19 protein-coding genes are annotated in these 17,753 nt (G+C 63.9%); 11 read left to right on the forward strand and 8 right to left on the reverse strand.

Translation table 11 applies throughout. The annotated features are described in order from the left end of the window. Window positions 1–12: 12 nt before the first annotated feature. The 8 genes from B5D62_RS08315 to fabD all read right to left on the reverse strand — a co-directional run bounded on the left by B5D62_RS08315 (window position 13) and on the right by fabD (window position 7,421). Window positions 13–1,329, reverse strand: coding sequence for a UDP-glucose dehydrogenase family protein (locus B5D62_RS08315; protein WP_085933278.1), 1,317 nt, complete (start codon window positions 1,327–1,329; stop codon window positions 13–15). A 3-nt stretch (window positions 1,330–1,332) separates the two neighbouring features. Beyond that, window positions 1,333–2,208, reverse strand: coding sequence for a UTP--glucose-1-phosphate uridylyltransferase GalU (gene galU / locus B5D62_RS08320; protein ID WP_085933279.1), 876 nt, complete (start codon window positions 2,206–2,208; stop codon window positions 1,333–1,335). 117 nt (window positions 2,209–2,325) lie between these two features. Next, window positions 2,326–3,030 carry a J domain-containing protein gene (locus tag B5D62_RS08325; protein ID WP_085933280.1) on the reverse strand — a complete coding sequence of 235 codons (705 nt, stop codon included), beginning with the start codon at window positions 3,028–3,030 and terminating at the stop codon, window positions 2,326–2,328. 3 nt (window positions 3,031–3,033) lie between these two features. Next, a complete protein-coding gene (mltG, locus tag B5D62_RS08330) occupies window positions 3,034–4,047 on the reverse strand; it encodes an endolytic transglycosylase MltG (RefSeq protein ID WP_085933281.1) in 1,014 nt (337 codons plus the stop codon). Between the two features lie 15 nt (window positions 4,048–4,062). Continuing rightward, window positions 4,063–5,322 carry a beta-ketoacyl-ACP synthase II gene (gene fabF / locus B5D62_RS08335; RefSeq protein ID WP_085933282.1) on the reverse strand — a complete coding sequence of 420 codons (1,260 nt, stop codon included), beginning with the start codon at window positions 5,320–5,322 and terminating at the stop codon, window positions 4,063–4,065. Window positions 5,323–5,353: 31 nt separating this feature from the next. Next, window positions 5,354–5,593, reverse strand: a complete 240-nt coding sequence (locus B5D62_RS08340; RefSeq protein ID WP_020695509.1) for an acyl carrier protein — start codon at window positions 5,591–5,593, stop codon at window positions 5,354–5,356. A gap of 136 nt (window positions 5,594–5,729) precedes the next feature. Then, window positions 5,730–6,467, reverse strand: a complete 738-nt coding sequence (gene fabG / locus B5D62_RS08345; protein ID WP_085933283.1) for a 3-oxoacyl-[acyl-carrier-protein] reductase — start codon at window positions 6,465–6,467, stop codon at window positions 5,730–5,732. A 12-nt stretch (window positions 6,468–6,479) separates the two neighbouring features. Beyond that, window positions 6,480–7,421 carry an ACP S-malonyltransferase gene (fabD, locus tag B5D62_RS08350; protein ID WP_085933284.1) on the reverse strand — a complete coding sequence of 314 codons (942 nt, stop codon included), beginning with the start codon at window positions 7,419–7,421 and terminating at the stop codon, window positions 6,480–6,482. 261 nt (window positions 7,422–7,682) lie between these two features. Here fabD and rpsF point away from each other — a divergent pair, with 261 nt between their 5' ends. From rpsF to B5D62_RS08405, 11 genes are all read left to right on the forward strand, one after another. Then, complete coding sequence (gene rpsF / locus B5D62_RS08355; protein WP_085933285.1) at window positions 7,683–8,123, forward strand: 30S ribosomal protein S6; 441 nt, start codon at window positions 7,683–7,685, stop codon at window positions 8,121–8,123. Then, window positions 8,120–8,353 (forward strand): 30S ribosomal protein S18, encoded by a 234-nt coding sequence (gene rpsR, locus B5D62_RS08360; protein ID WP_085933286.1) that lies wholly within the window; start codon window positions 8,120–8,122, stop codon window positions 8,351–8,353. Before rpsF ends, rpsR begins: the two co-directional genes overlap by 4 nt. A gap of 18 nt (window positions 8,354–8,371) precedes the next feature. Continuing rightward, window positions 8,372–9,001, forward strand: a complete 630-nt coding sequence (rplI, locus tag B5D62_RS08365; RefSeq protein WP_085933584.1) for a 50S ribosomal protein L9 — start codon at window positions 8,372–8,374, stop codon at window positions 8,999–9,001. A gap of 424 nt (window positions 9,002–9,425) precedes the next feature. Continuing rightward, a complete protein-coding gene (locus B5D62_RS08370; protein WP_231714744.1) occupies window positions 9,426–10,481 on the forward strand; it encodes an SAM-dependent methyltransferase in 1,056 nt (351 codons plus the stop codon). Window positions 10,482–10,597: 116 nt separating this feature from the next. After that, a complete protein-coding gene (locus tag B5D62_RS08375) occupies window positions 10,598–12,127 on the forward strand; it encodes a replicative DNA helicase (RefSeq protein WP_085933288.1) in 1,530 nt (509 codons plus the stop codon). Window positions 12,128–12,135: 8 nt separating this feature from the next. Then, the gene (gene alr / locus B5D62_RS08380) at window positions 12,136–13,281 is read left to right on the forward strand and encodes an alanine racemase (protein WP_170920832.1); all 1,146 of its coding nucleotides are present in this window, start codon (window positions 12,136–12,138) and stop codon (window positions 13,279–13,281) included. Beyond that, window positions 13,278–14,057 carry an MlaE family ABC transporter permease gene (locus B5D62_RS08385; protein WP_231714745.1) on the forward strand — a complete coding sequence of 260 codons (780 nt, stop codon included), beginning with the start codon at window positions 13,278–13,280 and terminating at the stop codon, window positions 14,055–14,057. Before alr ends, B5D62_RS08385 begins: the two co-directional genes overlap by 4 nt. 3 nt (window positions 14,058–14,060) lie before the next feature. Further along, window positions 14,061–14,834 carry an ABC transporter ATP-binding protein gene (locus B5D62_RS08390; protein WP_085933290.1) on the forward strand — a complete coding sequence of 258 codons (774 nt, stop codon included), beginning with the start codon at window positions 14,061–14,063 and terminating at the stop codon, window positions 14,832–14,834. Further along, window positions 14,831–15,667: a protein-L-isoaspartate O-methyltransferase family protein gene (locus B5D62_RS08395; protein WP_170920833.1), complete on the forward strand. Its 837-nt coding sequence runs from the start codon at window positions 14,831–14,833 to the stop codon at window positions 15,665–15,667. Before B5D62_RS08390 ends, B5D62_RS08395 begins: the two co-directional genes overlap by 4 nt. Next, the gene (gene radA / locus B5D62_RS08400; RefSeq protein ID WP_085933292.1) at window positions 15,667–17,118 is read left to right on the forward strand and encodes a DNA repair protein RadA; all 1,452 of its coding nucleotides are present in this window, start codon (window positions 15,667–15,669) and stop codon (window positions 17,116–17,118) included. The genes B5D62_RS08395 and radA overlap by 1 nt, the downstream gene beginning before the upstream one ends. A gap of 37 nt (window positions 17,119–17,155) precedes the next feature. Then, window positions 17,156–17,746, forward strand: coding sequence for a CvpA family protein (locus B5D62_RS08405; protein WP_085933293.1), 591 nt, complete (start codon window positions 17,156–17,158; stop codon window positions 17,744–17,746). The last annotated feature ends 7 nt before the right edge of the window (window positions 17,747–17,753 follow it).

Consider the following 17,753-nt stretch of genomic DNA (forward strand, 5'->3'; position numbering starts at 1 on the left):
AGGGCGTGAGGATCAGGTGCGCGGGCGGGGTCGACCGACCCCTTCATAACTGAAGCCGAGCCCGCGCATTTCTTCCGGATCGAAGATATTGCGAAGGTCGACGATGCGGGGCTGGCGCATCGCCTCCTTAATACGACGGGGATCAAGGCCGCGAAACTCATGCCACTCCGTGATCACAACCAGGACGTCGGCCTGCGTTGCGGCCTCGTAAGCCGTCTTCGCGAAGGTGACGCCTGACAGCAGCTTGGCCGCTTCGGTCATGCCTTCCGGATCGAAGGCCACGATCTTGGCGCCTGCCGCTTGCAGGGCTGGTACAATATCAAGGGATGGCGCGTCGCGCATATCGTCCGTGTTCGGCTTGAAGGTCAGTCCCAGCACACCGACGGTGAGCCCGGCGACCGATCCGCCGCAGAAGTCGATGACCTTGCGCGCCATCTTCTTCTTGCGGGCATTATTCACCTCGATCACCTGTTCCACGATCGTCTGCGCGGCGCCGACTTCACGGCCCGTATGGGCAAAGGCCAATGTATCCTTTGGAAAACAGGAGCCGCCGAAACCGGGGCCTGGGTGCAGGAACTTGCGGCCGATACGTCCGTCGAGCCCGATGCCCCGAGCCACGTCGTGCACGTCGGCACCGACCTTTTCGCACAGGTCGGCAATCTCGTTGATGAAGGTAATCTTGGTCGCCAGAAAGGCGTTACCGGCGTACTTGGTGATCTCGGCGGTCTCGATATTCGTGAACACCATCGGCGTCTGGATCAGATTCAGCGGCCTGTAGATCGCGGCCATGACGTCCCGCGCCCGCTCGCTCTCGACGCCGATCACCACCCGATCCGGCTTCATGAAATCCTCGATCGCCGCGCCCTCGCGCAGGAACTCGGGGTTCGAGGCGACGTCGAACTGACCGGAGGGTTGAGCCTCCCGAATGATACGCGCCACCTCTCGCCCGGTTCCAACCGGCACTGTCGACTTGGTGACGACGACCGTATAACCGGTGATCGCCTTCGCGATCTCGGCGGCAGCGGCGTAGACGTAGGTCAGATCGGCATAGCCGTCGCCGCGACGAGTGGGCGTTCCGACCGCGATAAAGACGGCATCGGCATTGCCCACGGCGTCCGCGAGGCTGGTGCCGAACTCCAGCCGCCCGGCTCGCACATTGTCGGCCACCAGCCGGTCGAGGCCAGGTTCATAGATCGGAATCTCGCCGCGTCGCAGCCGGGCGATCTTGTCCGCATCCTTGTCGACGCAGAACACGTCGTGGCCGAACTGTGCGAAGCAGGCGCCAGAGACCAGGCCGACATAGCCCGATCCAATCATCGCAATGCGCATCGTTCAGCCCTTCAGAAGCCTTTCGAGAAGCTTGCGCGTCTCGGTCGAGGTGTCGGCGCGGTGAAGCGCTACGGCTACGTTCGCTTCCAGGAAGCCCAGGCGATTGCCGCAATCGTACCGGCCGCCGGTGTAGCGCATGGCGTGGAAAGGCTGGTTGCCGATCATCTTCGCCATCGCATCCGTCAGCTGGATCTCACCACCGGCACCGGTTTCGTGCTTGTCGAGATGATCGAACACTTCCGGAAGCACGACGCTTCGACCGATCCAGGCGAGCGTCGATGGTGCTTCCTCCGGCTTGGGCTTCTCCACGATACCCGTCATCTCGGCCAAGCCGCCCTTCTCTTCCTTGACCGCGACGATGCCGTAGCTCTTGGTTTGCTCGCGCGGCACGTCCATCACGGCGACGACATTTCCGCCGGTCTTTTCATAGGCCGCAACCAGCTGCGCCGTGCAGGTCGGTGAACTGATCATCAGCTCGTCCGGAAGCAGCACCGCGAAAGGCTCGCGGCCGACCCAGTGCCTGGCGCACCACACGGCGTGGCCGAGACCGAGGGGGCGCTGCTGGCGCGTAAAGACGGCGTTCCCGGGTTTGATCGTGGCTCCTTGGGTCTGCTTCAGCTCCGGAGCCTTTCGCCGCTGCTCGAGAGTCATCTCGAGCTCGTACGCGTGATCGAAATGATCCTCGAGCGCGCCCTTGTTGCGGCCGGTCACGAAGATGAACTCGTCGATCCCGGCATCCAGACACTCTTCGATGGCGTACTGGATCAGCGGCCGGTCGACGACCGTCAGCATCTCCTTTGGCATCGCTTTGGTTGCGGGCAGAAAGCGGGTGCCCAATCCGGCCACTGGCAGGACGGCTTTACGGACGCGCTGCACCATACTCGTCAACCTCGCCCAGGTTCATATTTATTAAGCCGTATCAATAGTTTGACCGGGTCGCCCACGGTAGCGGGCGGCGGCGGTTGATGCCACAGCCAGGAAGACCCGGCAAGGTGCTTAGCCAAGGAGAACATCCTTCGCCCTGTTGATCCTCGCCGCCAGGTCGGCGCTGCCGCCAACATCAGGATGCACGCGCTGGATCAGCCGCCGGTGCGCCGAACGGACTTCTTCGGGCGTCGCGCCTTCCGTCAGGCCAAGGACGTCGAGCGCCTCCCGCCGGCTCATGTCGGCCCTGGGAGAATTTGGTGACGATTGCTCCGAATGACGCCAGGCCGATCCGAGGCGGCGATCGAGGTAGGCTTCCAGCACCCGCAATGAATCCGCATCGCTCGCGATCTCACGGCGCAAAACGAGCAGATCGGTCTCCGCCAAACTATCCAGCGTGCGCCCCGAGAAGCGGCCAGCGACGACGGCGCCGCCAACATCGCCGGTGGCATGCTCGATCCAGGCGCGCAGGAAGGCCGTCCGGACCTCGGTTCGTTGTCCGGCCCCCGGTGAACTGAAGCCGCTCGTCGACCGACGCCTCAACCACCGGGGAACCAGCGTGGTCGCGATCAGCACGGCCAGCCCGAGCAACTCGGGCAATATCTCGGGAACGAGACGGACCGAGAAGACCAGCACGACGCCCAGGGCGACCGCCGCAAGCGCAAAAAGACCACGTCGCAGGCCACGGCCAAGCGCCGACGGATTGGCGCCCAGAAACCAGTTGAGGGCGAGAATGATTGCCGCCAGCCCGCCGATCGCGAGAAAGACGGCAGCCATGCGTCACGGTTTCGGGGCCGCTGGGGCCGAAGGCTGCCCTTGTCGCTCGCGCTGGATTTCCTTCCAGCGTTCGACGTTGCGGTTATGCTCGAGCATGGTTCGAGAAAAGACGTGCCCGCCTTGGCCGTCGGCGACGAAATAGAGCGAGCGATCATGTGCCGGATTGGTCACGGCGAGGATGGATGCCCGTCCTGGATTGCAGATCGGCCCCGGCGGAAGACCGGCGACCATGTAGGTGTTGTACGGCGAATTCGAATTCAGATCGGCGCGGGTGAGCTCACGATTGAAGGAACCCGTGCCTTTGGTGAGACCGTATATGGTGGTGGGGTCGCTCTCGAGCTTCATCTTGAGACGCAGACGATTGAGGAAGACCGCGGCGATGCGATTACGCTCCGCCGGGATCGAGGTCTCCTTCTCCACCATGGATGCCAGGATCAGAGCCTCGCGCCGGTTGGCGAGCGGCAGACCTGCCATGCGCTTGCGCCAGGCTTCGTCGAGCGTCTTCTCCATGCCCTCCTTCATGCGCAGCAGCAGACCGTCGCGCGTGTCGTCACGGGAATAGAAGTATGTCTCGGGCAACAGATCGCCTTCCTTGACGTCGATCGTGATGTCCCCCTTCAAGGCATCTGCTTTGCGAACGAGGTCAAGGACTTCCGCCGTCGTCATGCCTTCCGGCACGGTCAGGCGGCGCTGCACGAGCTTGCCCGACTGCAGCAGTTCAACCAGTCCCTGCATCGACATATGTGCAGGGATCTCGTATTCGCCGGCCTTGATCGGCTTCGGATCGGGATCGACCATCAGCGCCACTCGGAAGAGCAGCGGATAGGAAATCACACCCTCGTCATGGAGAACCTTCGCCATGGTGGAGGGGCCCGCGCCACGCGGGATCACGATCCGCTTGGTCGCGTCGAGCGGCCCCTGCGCCACCAGGAGAGTGTGGCCAAAGAACAGCGCGCCCCCGATCACTGTCAGAAGCAGCGCAATGAAGAACAGCACCCAACGAAAAAAGCTGAGCATGACTCAGCCCTACGGCTAGACCGGAGCGACGATCAAGCAAGCATTGGTACCGCCGAAGCCGAACGAATTGCTCAGGGCATAGCGTACCTGGCGTTGCTTGGCTTGTTTCGGCACCAGATCGATATCGCAACCTTCGTCCGGCTCATCGAGGTTCAATGTCGGTGGCACGACCTGATCGATAACCGACTTGATCGCATAGATCGCTTCGATCGCACCGGCCGCGCCCAGCAAATGGCCGGTCGCCGACTTGGTCGACGACATCGACAGCTTGTAGGCGTCGGCACCGAACGTCCTCTTCACCGCTCCGAGTTCGATGACGTCGGCCATGGTCGACGTGCCATGGGCATTCACGTAATCGATCTGATCGGTGTTGAGATGGGCACGCTTCAGCGCAGCCTTCATCGCCCGCTGCGCGCCATCGCCGTCCTCCGACGGTGCCGTGATGTGATAGGCGTCGCCCGACAGGCCATAGCCGATGATCTCGGCATAGATCTTCGCGCCGCGCTTCTTGGCGTGCTCGTATTCTTCCAGGATCAGGCAACCAGCGCCCTCTCCCATGACGAAGCCGTCGCGGCGCTTGTCCCACGGACGTGAAGCCATGGTCGGCGTATCGTTGAAGTCCGTTGAGAGAGCCTTGCAGGCGTTGAAGCCTGCAATACCGATCCGGCAGATCGCCGCCTCGGCGCCGCCCGCCACCATGACGTCGGCATCATCCCACTCGATGAGCCGAGCCGCATCGCCGATGGCATGCGCACCGGTGGCGCAAGCGGTCACGACGGAATGGTTGGGCCCCTTGAATCCGAACTCGATCGAGACCTGTCCGGAGGCGAGATTGATCAGCGCCGACGGAATGAAGAACGGACTCACCCGTCGGGGGCCACGCTCCTTCAGTACAAGCGAAGTCTCGTAGATCGTCTGCAACCCGCCGATGCCGGCCCCGATCATCACGCCGGTCCGGTTGCGCCCCTCCTCATCCTGGGGCTTCCAGCCCGAATCCTCGACCGCCTGCTTCGCGGCAGCCATGGCAAACAGGATGAACTTGTCGACCTTACGCTGGTCCTTGGGCAGCATGTACAGATCGGCATTGAAATGGCCGGCTTCCCTGTCGCCGACAGGCACCTCGCCCGCGATCTTGGTCGCGAGGTCGGATGTGTCGAAGGCCTGGATCGCGCGGATACCGGACTCGGCCGCCAGCAGGCGGCGCCAGTTGGTGTCGACGCCGTCTCCCAACGGCGTCACCATCCCCATGCCGGTTACGACAACTCGCCTTTTCATTCGCCTTCCCTTCCGAAGGAACCGGCGTTGATCAGGACTTAGCGTTGCCCTTGATGAAACCGATGGCGTCGCCGACGGTCTGGATCTTCTCGGCCGCGTCGTCGGGAATTTCGATGCCGAATTCCTCTTCGAACGCCATCACCAGTTCGACGGTGTCGAGGCTGTCCGCGCCCAGATCGTCGATGAACTTGGCATCTTCCTTGACCTGAGCCGCTTCGACTCCGAGATGCTCGACGACGATCTTCTTAACGCGCTCGGCAATATCGCTCATTGCTTGTCCTTCCCGTATCTTCAAAAACTTCCAATTCGCCGAAGGGGTGGCGATTTCCGGGCTCTCCTAACATAGCTCCCCGGGCAAAACCAGCGCTGGAAAGCCCACAGAATCAGGGACTTGCCGGTTCCCGGTTTCAAATCATGGCCATACCGCCATTGATATGCAGCGTCTGCCCCGTCACGTAGGCCGCCTCGTCGCTGGACAAATAGACCACGCCGGCAGCGATCTCCTCCGACGTCCCGAGGCGGCCCGCCGGCACGCGCGTCAGGATGGTCTTCCTCTGCTCTTCGGTCAGCACGTCGGTCATGGGCGTGGCAATGAAGCCCGGCGCGATGCAATTCACAGTAATGCCGCGCGAAGCCAGTTCCTGGGCGAGCGACTTCGACATGCCGATCAGGCCGGCCTTGGCGGCGGCGTAGTTGGCCTGGCCAGGATTGCCGGTAACGCCCACGATCGACGTGATGTTGATCACCCGGCCGAGACGACGCTTCATCATCCCGCGCATTACCGCGCGCGTAAGCTTAAAGGTGCCGGTGAGATTGACCTGCAGGACCTTCTCCCACTCCTCGTCCTTCATGCGCATCGAGATGTTGTCGCGCGTGATGCCGGCATTGTTCACCAGGATATCGATCTTGCCCATTGCCGCCTCCGCCTCCTTGGCGAGACGCTCGATATCGGCAGGGTCATCCATTCTCGCAGCGATGGCATGAGCACGTTCGCCCAGCGCCGTTTTCAGCTGATCGAGCGCATCCGCGCGCGTGCCTGCAAGCGCCACGGTGGCGCCCTGCGCGTGCAAGGCACGGGCAATGGCGCCGCCGATACCGCCGGTCGCGCCGGTCACGAGTGCCGTCTTGCCGCTGAGATCAAACATGGGCGTCCGTCCTCAAACCGTCTTCAGAAAAGCTTCGATATCCGCCGGCGTATTGAGTGCGAGCCCGACCATTTCCTTGTCGATCCGCTTCACCAGGCCGGACAGGACCTTGCCGGAGCCGCACTCGACCAGCGTGTCGACGCCGGCCGACCGCATGTACTGCACGCTCTCGCGCCACCGCACCAGGCCCGTCACCTGCTCCACCAGGCGCTCCTTGATATCGGCGGGATTGGTGATTTCCGCGGCAAGGACATTCGACACCAGGGGGACCCGCGGCGTCTGTAGCGTGACCTTCTCCAGCGCGGCCTGCATTGCGTCGGCCGCCGGCTGCATGAGGGGGCAATGGAATGGCGCGCTTACAGGCAGGAGCATGCCGCGCTTGCAGCCCTTCGCCTTGGCCGCCTCGATCGTCCGCTCCACGGCGCCCTTGTGACCGCTGACGACGACCTGCCCGCCACCGTTATCATTCGCGACGGCGACGATTTCTCCCTGGGCGGCCTCCCGACACGCGTCCTGGGCCGGCTCCAGCTCGATGCCCAGAAGGGCTGCCATCGCGCCGATCCCGACGGGTACGGCTTTCTGCATCGCCTGACCGCGGAGTTTCAGCAGCCGGGCCGCATCGCTCACCGCCAAGGCACCGGCGGCGGCCAGGGCGGAATATTCCCCCAGGGAGTGGCCGGCGACGTGCGAGGCGAGGGCCGGCAGGGGTTTCCCACCATCCTTTTCGATGATCCTGACGACCGCCATGCTGACGGCCATCAAGGCAGGTTGGGCGTTCTCGGTCAGAACGAGCTCCGATTCCGGCCCTTCCCGCATCAATTTCGACAGATTTTGCTTCAGGGCCTCATCCACCTCCCCGAACACATCGCGAGCGGTCTCGAACGCTCCGGCCAGATCGGCACCCATGCCGACGGCCTGGGATCCCTGTCCCGGAAATACAAATGCACGACTCATGGGCCACTTCCCCCGGTTCTTGGCCTGAAGCGGCGGTCCCTATATCCCAGTCGGACCGCGCCGGGAACGGCCTTGATTCACGGCTGACAGCCTGTATAACCCCCGCTCTTCGGGGCCTAAATCGGCCCCGATCTCCTTGCCGGCCCAATTTCGGGGAATTCGCCTCGACGAGGGGTCGGCTAGATCCGGGTGGTTGCCGGTCGATCCCTCTTCCAGGGGCACGACGAACTCCGGGTCGTTAATATCCATAAGGAGCCTAATTTGGCACTTTACGAAAACGTCTTCATCGCGCGCCAGGACGTCCCGGCGACGCAGGTGGAGGCTCTGACCAACCAGTTCTCGGAACTGGTGACCAACCTCGGCGGCACCGTCTCCAAGAAGGAGTATTGGGGTCTCCGTTCGCTCACCTTCCGGATCAAGAAGAACCGCAAGGGCCACTATACGCTCCTGAACATCGACGCCCCGGCGGCGGCGGTGAAGGAACTGGAGCGCACGATGTCCATCAACGAAGACATCCTCCGCTACCTCACGGTGCGGGTCGACACCCTCGAAGAGGGTCCGTCGGCCGTCATGCTGCGCGCCAGCGAGAAATCCGACCGTCCGAGCGATCGCGGTGATCGTGGCGGCTGGGGCGACCGCCCGCCGCGTCGCGAGCGTCCCCGCTTCGGCGAGGAAACCCCTGTCGCGGGAGAAGAAGAATGAGCGCCCAGCGTCGTCCCTTTACTCGCCGCCGCAAGAGCTGCCCGTTCTCCGGCGCAAACGCGCCGAAGATCGACTACAAGGACGTCCGGCTCCTGCAGCGCTTCATTTCCGAGCGCGGCAAGATCGTGCCGAGCCGGATTTCAGCCGTTTCGTCCAAGAAGCAGCGTGAACTCGCCCAGGCGATCAAGCGCGCCCGCTTCCTGGCGCTCCTGCCCTACGTGATCTCCTAAGGAGCGCGCATCATGCCGATGAACGTCATCCTCCTGGAGCGTGTGCCCAAGCTCGGCCAGATGGGCGATGTTGTGAAGGTGAAGCCCGGCTTCGCCCGCAACTTCCTTCTGCCGCAGAAGAAGGCCCTGCGCGCCACTAAGGACAACATTGCCTACTTCGAGTCGCAGCGTAAGGTGCTGGAGGCGCAGAACCTCGAGCGCCGCAGCGAGGCCGAAGCGGCTGGAGAGAAGATCAAGGACCTCAAGGTCACCTTGATCCGGCAGGCTTCCGAAGCACTGCAACTCTACGGCTCTGTCACTTCCCGTGACATCGCCGATGCAGCCGCGGCAGCGGGCGTCAAGCTCGCCCGCGGCCAAGTCGAACTCGACAAGCCGATCAAGTCGCTCGGCGCCCATCCCATCAAGGTCCACCTCCATCCGGAGGTCGTGGTCGAGATTACCGCTCTGGTCGCGCGCTCGCCGGACGAGGCCGAGTTCCTCGCCAAGGGCGGTGCTCTGGTGGCGGAGACCGAGCGGGCGGCACTGGAGGCTGCGGAAGCGGCCCAGCGGGCGGCTGAACAGGCCGCTGCTCTGTTCGAGCCCAAGCCCGCCGAGGGCGAGGCCACTGAGGCCGGCACGGAAGAAGCGGCCGCCGAGGAAGAAAAATAGGCCGATCCGGATCCTTCGGATCCGGCCAGCCGATAACGCCCGCCGTTGCGCGCCCGCAACGGCGGGCGTTTTTATTTGTTCTTATCCATGCTGCACAAACTTTCGGGGACGACCGCAAGCAATTTTCTTTCGACAGCCCTTTGCATTGAAAATGCCAATCGGATTAACATTTAAGGCGAGAACGTGGCATTACCGGTGGAAGTGAGCACCTTCACCGGCTTGTGAGGATGGACCGACGATGCTGTTAGCGAAGGTTCTTTCCCGCGTATTGGGGGAAGGCCAACTCACGATCATCGATGCGGCCGGTCAATCGCATCGCATCCGGGGGCCCCGTCCCGGCCCCGGCGTTACCATGCGAGTGCACGACCGATGGACCGCTCTGCGGCTCGTGCTTCGCCCCCGCTTGGCGTTTGGCGAAGCCTACATGGATGGCAAGCTTACGGTCGAAGACGGCGATATTTACGATCTCCTCGATTTGCTGGGCCGGAACATGGCCGCGCTCGAGCAGACCCCTTTCGTCCGCTGGTCCTATGGGTTCCAGAAACTGATCCGGGCTATCGAACAGCACAACCCGATCGGGACCGCGCAGCGCAATGTTGCGCATCACTACGATCTAAAGGATCAGCTCTACGACTTCTTTCTCGATCGCGACCGCCAGTATTCCTGCGCCTATTTCAGGACCGGCAAGGAGCCGATCGAGCAGGCGCAGACCGACAAGAAACAGCATATCGCGGCCAAGCTCCTGCTGAAGCCGGGACAGAAGGTCCTGGACATCGGATCCGGTTGGGGCGGCATGGGCCTTTTCCTCGGGCAGCAGTTCGGGGTCGATGTCACCGGCGTGACGCTCTCGAAGGAGCAGCTCGCCGTCTCGAGCCGCCGCGCCCTGGAAGGCGGCCTAGCGGATCGGGTCCGCTTCAAGTTGCTGGATTACCGTCAGGAGAGCGCCCAGTACGATCGCATCGTCTCCGTCGGTATGTTCGAGCATGTGGGCGCAGCCCATTACCTGGAGTACTTCCGCAAGGTGAAGGACCTCCTGAAGGAAGACGGTGTGATGCTGCTGCATGCCATCGGCCGGATGGAGCCGCCGGGCGGCACCAACACCTGGCTCAAGAAGTACATATTTCCGGGTGGCTATACCCCCGCCCTCTCGGAGGTCCTGTCGGCGATCGAAAGGGTCGGGCTGTGGGCGACGGATATCGAGATCCTGCGTCTGCACTACGCGGAAACCTTGCGGCTTTGGCGCCAGCGCTTCCTGTCGAACCGGGAGCGCATCAAGCAGATGGCCGGCTATGACGACCGGTTCTGCCGGATGTGGGAATTCTACCTGGCCGGGTGCGAAGTGGCTTTCCGGTACATGAATCAAATGGTGTTCCAGATTCAGATCGCCCGCAGACAGGACGCCGTGCCGCTGGTCCGCGACTACATGGTGGATGCAGAACGCGGTGCCGCGACCGTCACCTCGTCCATGGCCGCCGAGTAGCTTCCTCCTGGTTAACAGGATGTGAAAAACTTGGCTGTGGGTAGCTGACAGCTTCTGGTTTCGTTCTTAAAAACGACAGTGGAGTTCGTACCCCTCTAGCTTGAAAAGGCTCTACCATGGAGCCAGAGAAAAAAGCCGATCAGGCCGACGACAGGATCATCAAGCTCGCTGCTGTCCGCGAGCCGCCCCAGAACCCCGAGGCGGAGCAGGCTCTGCTCGGGTCGATCCTCATCAACAACGCTGCCTATCATCGCGTCGGCGAGTTCCTGAAGGGCGAGCACTTTGCCAATCCCCTGCATGGCAAGCTGTTCGATGACATTGCCCGCCTGATCGAGAAAGGTCAGGTCGTAAGCGTCATCACCCTCAAGACGTATCTCGAACACGACGAGGCCATGAAGGAAGCCGGGGGAGCGGAATTCCTGGCCAATCTCGCGGCCGCCTCGGTGCATGTCATCGACGCCGAGCAGTATGGTCGCGTGATCCACGACCTGTATCTGCGCCGCCAGCTCATCGAGCTCGGGCACGACGTCATCAACGGCGCCTTCAAGCCCACCATCGAAGAAAGTGCGGTCGAACAGATCGAGCTCGCTGAGAAGCATCTCTACGACCTCGCCAGCATCGGCCAGATCGAAGGCGGCTTCAAACCGTTCCGCGCCGCCCTCACCGAGGCCATGACCGCAGCGGAGTCGGCCTATCACCGTGTCGGCCAGCTCACGGGCGTGGCAACCGGACTGTTCCAACTCGATCAGCTCCTGGGCGGCCTGCACAGGTCCGATCTGATCATCCTTGCCGGCCGTCCCTCGATGGGAAAGACCGCGCTCGCGACCAACATGGCGTTCAATGCCGTCAAGGCGTATCGCGAAGAACACGATCCCAACGGCGGCTCCAAGGTGGTCGACGGTGCGGTCGTCGGCTTCTTCTCGCTGGAAATGTCGGCCGAGCAGCTCGCCACTCGTATCCTGTCGGAACAGGCGATGGTGTCGTCGGAGAAAATTCGGCGCGGCGAGATGATCAGCAGCGACTTCGACAAGGTGCTGACGGTCAGCCAGGAACTCGAGCACCTCAATCTGTTCATCGACGATACCCCTGCCCTCACGATCGCCGGCCTGCGCACGCGTGCCAGGCGTCTGAAGCGCATGCACGGTCTTGGCCTTCTGGTCGTCGACTATCTCCAGCTGCTCAATCCGTCCGGCCGTTCGCGGCAGGAAAACCGCGTGCAGGAAATTTCCGAAATCACGCGCGGCCTCAAGACTCTGGCCAAGGAACTGGACGTCCCGGTGATCGCCCTGTCACAGCTCAGCCGTGCCGTCGAACAGCGTGAAGACAAACGGCCTCAGCTCTCCGATCTGCGAGAGTCCGGCTCGATCGAGCAGGACGCCGACGTCGTGATGTTCGTCTATCGCGAAGAATACTATCTCACCCGCTCCGAGCCGAGCCGACGCCCCGAGGAAAACGACCAGCACTACAATGAGCGCCATGATGCGTGGCGTCAGCGCTGCGAGCAGACCTACGGCAAGGCCGAAGTCATCGTTGCCAAGCAGCGTCACGGCCCGACCGGCATCGTGCGGCTGTCGTTCGATGGATCGATCACCAAGTTTGGCAATCTGGCGGCCGACGAAGACCGGCCGGATGAGCCTGCATTCTAGAGTACTCAGTGTCCCATACTGCCGAAGCCGATCCCACGCGCCGCGCTGGCGCCATCCTGACTGTCGATCTCGGCGCCATTGCCGCCAACTGGCGCGGCCTGCGTGATGCCGGCCGCGCAGGAGGCCAGCAGATCGATTGCGCCGCCGTGCTCAAGGCAGACGCCTACGGCACGGGAGCCACCGTCGTCGGCCCACGGCTCGCGGCCGAGGGCTGCCGCCATTTCTTCGTCGCCCACATCGATGAAGGGGTCGCCCTGCGCGCCGTGCTGCCGGATCTTCCGATCTATGTGCTGAACGGACTGCTGCCGGGAACCGAACCCGACTTCGTCGAGCACGGGCTTACGCCGGTGCTCAATCATCTCGCCCAGCTCAATAGCTGGCGCGCCGCCGCCCAGCGCTTCAATCGTCCGCTCGATGCGGTGATCCATATCGATACCGGCATGCACCGGTTGGGCTTTTCGCCCGAAGAGGCGCAGGCGCTCGTCAACGAGCGCGGCCGGCTCCGGGGCCTGCGGCTTGCGTTGCTCATGAGCCATCTGGTCGTGTCCGAAGAGCCGGCTAACCCGATCAACGGCGAACAACTTTCGCGCTTTCGTTCGTTCGTGAAGGCAATGCCCGGGGCGCCTGCGTCGCTGGCCAATTCCTCGGGAATTTTCCTGGGGCCGGATTATCATTTCGACCTCTTGCGACCGGGCGCGGCGCTGTACGGCATAAATCCCCTGCCGGGCCAGCCGAACCCGATGCTGCTGACGGTCCGACTGGTTTCCCGCATCCTGCAGACTCGCCGAATTGACGCTCTGCAGACCGTTGGATACGGTGCCGCTTGGCGATCCGCGCGACCCAGTCGTGTGGCAACAATCGCGCTTGGATATGCCGACGGATACTTCCGCAATCTCATCAATCGGGCGCATGTCTACATCGCCGGGCATCGTGTGCCCGTGATCGGTCGCATCTCGATGGATCTTGTCACGATCGATGTGACCGATGTCCCCGAGTCCGCGTGCCAGGCTGGCGCGACCGTCGAGGTACTGGGCGAGCACCTGACGGCGGACGATCTCGCCGATCATGCCCGGACCAATGCCTACGAAGTGATGACCGCGCTTGGCCGCCGCTATGCCCGCCTCTACATCGACGGGCCGGAGAATTCTCAGTGAACGTTCCCCTGGTCACCCTGCTTGGCCGCATGACTCTCGCCTTTCTGACGGCAGCCGGCGCGATGACGACCTTTGCGGGCGAGGCCGTGCATCGCGGCTTGCAGCCGCCTTATTACCGCCGCCAGATCGGGCGGCAGATGCTCGAGATCGGCTACTACTCCCTGCCGGTCGTGGGACTGACGGCGATCTTCACCGGCATGGTGTTGGCCCTGCAGAGCTATACGGGCTTCGCGCGCTTCTCCGCTGAAAGCGCGATCCCCAATGTCGTCGTCGTCTCCCTTACCCGCGAACTGGGACCGGTGCTGGCTGGCCTCATGGTAGCGGGCCGGGTCGGCGCGGCCATGGCGGCGGAGATCGGCACCATGCGCGTCACCGAGCAGATCGATGCGCTCAGCACCCTGTCGACCGATCCCTTCAGATATCTCGTCGCGCCACGCCTGATCGCCGGCATCGTGACGCTGCCGATCCTGGTGCTGGTCGCCGATATCATCGGTGTCCTGGGCGGCTATCTGGTGAGCGTCTACAAGCTCGACTTCAACAGCGCGACCTACCTGCGCAACACCCTCGATTTCCTGCAGTTCCAGGACGTGTTCTCTGGTCTGGTGAAGGCGGCCGTCTTCGGATTCCTGATCACGCTGATGGGCTGCTACCACGGCTACAATTCCAAGGGCGGCGCGCAGGGTGTCGGCATGGCGACCACCAATGCCGTGGTCTCGGCCTCGATCCTCATCCTCACCTTCAACTACTTCATCACCGAAGCCTTCTTCGCCCGCTGACCGATGACAGCTCCCAAGATCTCGCTGCGCGGCGTCACCAAGTCCTTCGGTCCCAAGAAGGTCCTGCAGGGCATCGATCTCGACGTCGCCGTCGGCGAGTCGATGGTGGTGATTGGCGGTTCCGGCACCGGAAAGTCGGTGCTGCTGAAATGCATCCTCGGCCTGATGCGGCCCGATTCAGGTTCGATCAGGATCGACGGCGAGGAAACCGTCGGCATCAGCAGCCGCCAGCGTGAGGCGGTGATGCGCAAGTTCGGCATGCTTTTCCAGGGCGGTGCGCTGTTCGACTCGTTGCGCGTCTGGGAGAACGTGGCCTTCGGTCCGATCCAGAGCGACGGCATGGCTCCCGCCAAGGCGCGGGAGATCGCCATCGCCAAGCTCGGTGCGGTCGGGCTTGGCCCGGAGATCGGCGATCTGTTCCCATCGGAATTGTCGGGCGGCATGCAGAAGCGCGTCGCCCTCGCCCGCGCCATTGCACGCGAACCGGAGATCATCTTCTTCGACGAGCCGACCACGGGACTCGATCCGATCATGGCCGATGTCATCAACGAGCTGATCGTGAAGTGCGTCAGCGATCTCGGCGCGACAGCGGTCTCGATCACCCACGACATGGCAAGCGCGCGCAAGATCGGGCACCGCATCGCCATGCTCTATGACGGCAAGCTGATCTGGCAGGGTCCAGTGGAAGAGATCGACCATTGCGGCAACGCCCATGTCGACCAGTTCATCCACGGCCGCGCCGATGGTCCGATCCAGATGCAGGTGCGCAAGCTGTGACCCTCGACGAGGCCCGCCGCGCCTTCGCCGAGGAATTGCGCGCGGTCGCCCACGTGACCGATCAGCGCGTCGTCGACGCTTTCGCGGCGGTTCCGCGCGAGCGCTTCGTCGGCCCCGGCCCGTGGCGTGCGCTTTGCCTGTACGAGCAAGGCTACTGGACGACGGATAACGACCCGCGCGCGCTCTACCACAATATCCTGATCGCGCTCGACGAGAGCCGCGGCCTCAACACCGGCGAGCCGTCGCTGTGGGCCTATCATTTCGATCGTGTCGGCATACGGGCAGGCGAGCGCGTCCTACAGATCGGGACCGGCAGTGGCTACTTCACTGCCATATTGGCCGAGTTGGTCGGCGATACCGGCAGCGTGCTCGGGCTCGAGGTCGATGACGCGCTGGGCGAGGCTGCCAGCAGGAATCTCGAACCGTGGCCGCAGGCTTCCGTCCACAAGGTCAACGGCGCGCACGAGATCGAGGGCCAGTGGGATGTCATCATCGCCTTTGCCGGCGCCAGCGCGCCGCCGATCGCGTGGATCGACGCGCTTACCCCCGGCGGTCGGGCACTCATCCCACTGACCACCGATGCCCGCTGGGGCTTCCTGCTTCGCATCGACAAGACAGGCGACCGCCTCGCCGCGCGATCCGCTGGCAATATCGGTATCTTCCCTTGCCATGGTCTGCGCGATGCCGCCGAGGCGGCCGCTCTCGGGCAATCGCTTGGCGACCCTGTCGGCCGTGCCGCGCTGAAATCGCTCCGCCGCGACGACCATGAAAAGGACGATACCTGCTGGCTCCATGGCGCCGGCTGGTGCCTCAGCAAGCATGAGTTATCCTGATGGCGCGGCCGCTGAAGCGCTTCGTCTGCCAATCGTGCGGCGCCGTCACCAGCAAGTGGAGCGGTCGCTGCGAGAGTTGCGGCGAGTGGAACACCATCGTCGAGGAAGCGGCGCCGGCGCCCGGACCGGCCGGCGGCGGGCTGGCGCGCGGCGGCAAGGGCAAGCTGCTTGAATTCGCCGGCCTGAGCGGCTCGACGCCCCAGCCTCCGCGCTACAAGAGCGGTATCGCCGAGTTCGACCGCGTGTGCGGCGGCGGGCTGGTTGTCGGATCGGCGCTGCTGATCGGCGGCGATCCGGGCATCGGCAAGTCGACCTTGCTGCTGCAGGTCGCGGCGGCACTGGCCAAGCAGAACACCGCCTGCGCCTACATCTCGGGCGAGGAAGCGCTGGACCAGGTCCGGCTGCGGGCCGAACGGCTGGGCCTGCATGACGCGCCGGTACACCTGACGGCGGCCACCTCGGTCCGGGACATCGTCGCGACCCTGGAGCGTCCGGACGCCCCGAAGGTCGCCGTGATCGACTCGATCCAGACCATGTGGCTCGACACAGTCGACAGCACTCCGGGGACAGTCACGCAGGTGCGAGCGTCCGCGCAGGCCCTGGTGGAACTCGCCAAGCGGCGCGGCATCGCCGTCCTGCTGGTGGGCCACGTCACCAAGGACGGCGCCATCGCCGGACCGCGCGTGCTCGAGCACATGGTGGACACGGTCCTGTATTTCGAGGGCGAGCGGGGACACCAGTTCCGCATCCTGCGCACGGTGAAGAACCGCTTCGGGCCGACCGACGAGATCGGCGTATTCGAGATGTCCGATCGCGGCCTGGCGGACGTCGCCAACCCATCGGCTCTGTTCCTGGCAGAGCGGCGCGGACAGGTGTCGGGCGCCTGCGTCTTCGCCGGCATCGAGGGCACGCGGCCGGTCCTGGTCGAGATCCAGGCCCTGGTCGCGCCCTCCTCCTTCGCCACGCCGAGACACGCGGTCGTGGGCTGGGATTCGAACCGGCTGGCCATGGTGCTGGCCGTGCTGGAAGCGCGCTGCGGCGTCAGCATCGGTGCCAACGACGTCTATCTGAACGTCGCCGGCGGTCTCAGGATCGGCGAGCCGGCAGCCGATCTGGCTGTCGCGGCCGCCGTCGTCTCGTCGCTGGCCGACGAAGCGGTGCCGCCTGACATGGTGGTGTTCGGCGAGATCGGCCTCGGGGGCGAAGTCCGGCCGGTTGGACAACGCGAGGCACGGCTGCGCGAGGCGGCCAAGCTGGGTTTCCGCACCGCCCTGGTACCGCGGAGCCAGGCCGGGCCGCAGCGTCCTGGCGGGACGCCTGCACGAGCGACCGAGGGCATCGTTGTTGACGAAATCGAGCATCTGTCGGACCTTGTGGCCCGTTTCCAGCCGGGCGATCGGCCCCTGAAGCGACCGCGCCGAAACAACGGCCCGGACCGCGGGCGCGAATAGGTCTGGGTGCGTAGAGTAAAGGGGAGACGCAGGGGCAATGGATCAGCTAGGGATCACCGTCTTCGACGTCGCGGTCATCGCGGTCGTGCTGTTCGGCGCAGCCATCGGCGCGTCCTCCGGCTTCGCCCATTCGCTGCTCTTCATCGCCTCGTGGATCGCCTCGGGCTGGATCGCCGTCCACTACTACAACGTCATCCAGCCCCAGGTGGAGCAACTGGTGGCCAACGCCGAGCTCGCCTATTTCGTCTCCATGCTGGCGGTCTTCGTGGGCGCGCTGATCGTGCTGGTGATGCTCACCAACGCCTTTTCGCGGTCGATCAAGGCCGGGCCGCTGGCCAAGCCGGACCGCATCCTGGGCGCGGGCTTCGGCGTCCTCTGCACCTGGGTCGTGTTGGGGACGATCTTTCTGTTCTACAGCTATCTCGGGCCCAAGCAGCTGCCGCCGGCAGTCGAGGCCGGTGCCACCTTCCCGCTGATCCGGGAAATGGCCAGTTTCGTGGAGCCTTACCTGCCGACCGGCTTTCGCACACGCCTGACGCAGAAACCGGCCAGCGATTCCGGCTCCAGCCCGGCGCCATCGGCGCCCGTCACCCCGACCGCTCCCAGCGACAACAAACAGTCGCAGTGAGTTATCC

This window comes from Enhydrobacter aerosaccus, assembly GCF_900167455.1.
GTDB classification, from domain to species: Bacteria; Pseudomonadota; Alphaproteobacteria; order Reyranellales; family Reyranellaceae; genus Reyranella; species Reyranella aerosaccus.

What these genes read in the sequence shown, in the direction of transcription:
- radA (WP_085933292.1), top strand. Translation starts at nt 15,667, where the DNA reads ATGGCGCGGCCGCTGAAGCGCTTCGTCTGCCAATCGTGCGGCGCCGTC.
- galU (WP_085933279.1), bottom strand. Translation starts at nt 2,208, where the DNA reads ATGGTGCAGCGCGTCCGTAAAGCCGTCCTGCCAGTGGCCGGATTGGGC.
- B5D62_RS08405 (WP_085933293.1), top strand. Translation starts at nt 17,156, where the DNA reads ATGGATCAGCTAGGGATCACCGTCTTCGACGTCGCGGTCATCGCGGTC.
- rplI (WP_085933584.1), top strand. Translation starts at nt 8,372, where the DNA reads ATGAACGTCATCCTCCTGGAGCGTGTGCCCAAGCTCGGCCAGATGGGC.
- rpsR (WP_085933286.1), top strand. Translation starts at nt 8,120, where the DNA reads ATGAGCGCCCAGCGTCGTCCCTTTACTCGCCGCCGCAAGAGCTGCCCG.
- B5D62_RS08325 (WP_085933280.1), bottom strand. Translation starts at nt 3,030, where the DNA reads ATGGCTGCCGTCTTTCTCGCGATCGGCGGGCTGGCGGCAATCATTCTC.
- B5D62_RS08390 (WP_085933290.1), top strand. Translation starts at nt 14,061, where the DNA reads ATGACAGCTCCCAAGATCTCGCTGCGCGGCGTCACCAAGTCCTTCGGT.
- B5D62_RS08370 (WP_231714744.1), top strand. Translation starts at nt 9,426, where the DNA reads ATGGATGGCAAGCTTACGGTCGAAGACGGCGATATTTACGATCTCCTC.
- fabG (WP_085933283.1), bottom strand. Translation starts at nt 6,467, where the DNA reads ATGTTTGATCTCAGCGGCAAGACGGCACTCGTGACCGGCGCGACCGGC.
- fabD (WP_085933284.1), bottom strand. Translation starts at nt 7,421, where the DNA reads ATGAGTCGTGCATTTGTATTTCCGGGACAGGGATCCCAGGCCGTCGGC.
- B5D62_RS08340 (WP_020695509.1), bottom strand. Translation starts at nt 5,593, where the DNA reads ATGAGCGATATTGCCGAGCGCGTTAAGAAGATCGTCGTCGAGCATCTC.
- B5D62_RS08375 (WP_085933288.1), top strand. Translation starts at nt 10,598, where the DNA reads ATGGAGCCAGAGAAAAAAGCCGATCAGGCCGACGACAGGATCATCAAG.
- fabF (WP_085933282.1), bottom strand. Translation starts at nt 5,322, where the DNA reads ATGAAAAGGCGAGTTGTCGTAACCGGCATGGGGATGGTGACGCCGTTG.
- B5D62_RS08315 (WP_085933278.1), bottom strand. Translation starts at nt 1,329, where the DNA reads ATGCGCATTGCGATGATTGGATCGGGCTATGTCGGCCTGGTCTCTGGC.
- mltG (WP_085933281.1), bottom strand. Translation starts at nt 4,047, where the DNA reads ATGCTCAGCTTTTTTCGTTGGGTGCTGTTCTTCATTGCGCTGCTTCTG.